The sequence below is a fragment of the Mesorhizobium sp. M0904 genome (assembly GCF_040319475.1).
Lineage (GTDB): Bacteria > Pseudomonadota > Alphaproteobacteria > Rhizobiales > Rhizobiaceae > Mesorhizobium.
Genome location: NZ_JAMYOC010000063.1, coordinates 1 through 626 on the forward strand (window position 1 = coordinate 1; position 626 = coordinate 626).

The window sequence follows — 626 nt, forward strand, 5'->3', positions numbered from 1 at the left end:
TGGTGCAGCCGCAGGCATGGTTGTGGGCGATCTGGCCCTTGACCTTCACCTTGACCGGGTTGCTGGTGCAGGCGCAGACCAGCGTCCCGCCGGCAAAATCGGGCTTTTCCCGTGGCAGTCCATTGTCGATTTTAGGATGCAGTTTTTCCGGCATTTTTGTCTCCTCCCGTGTTGAACATGTGCATTTTCGGCCGCTGGCTGGTTAGCCGGCGGCTTTCTCCTCCTCAGTAAACCACCACGCTCCTGATCGACTTGCCTTCATGCATCAGGTCAAAGCCCTTGTTGATGTCCTCGAGCTTCAGCGTGTGGGTGATCATCGGATCGATCTCGATCTTGCCGGCCATGTACCAGTCGACGATCTTCGGCACGTCGGTGCGGCCGCGCGCGCCGCCGAAGGCGGTGCCCATCCAGGTGCGGCCGGTGACCAGCTGGAACGGCCGCGTCGAGATCTCCTGGCCGGCGCCGGCAACGCCGATGACGACCGACTTGCCCCAGCCGCGATGCGACGCTTCAAGCGCCTGCCGCATGACCTTGGTGTTGCCGGTGCAGTCGAAGGTGTAGTCGGCGCCGCCGATCTGGTCGGCGCCGCGCTTGGTCATGTTGACGAGATGGGCCACGATGTCGCC

Annotated in this window: 1 protein-coding gene and 1 pseudogene; both read right to left on the reverse strand. The window is 62.8% G+C overall.

The features are described from left to right. Positions 1-154, reverse strand: a pseudogene (locus NKH80_RS30055) (S-(hydroxymethyl)glutathione synthase); the annotation flags it as partial. A 70-nt stretch (positions 155-224) separates the two neighbouring features. Beyond that, positions 225-626, reverse strand: a 402-nt coding sequence (locus NKH80_RS30060) for a zinc-binding dehydrogenase (RefSeq protein ID WP_352995670.1), incomplete at its 5' end; no start/stop codon positions are given.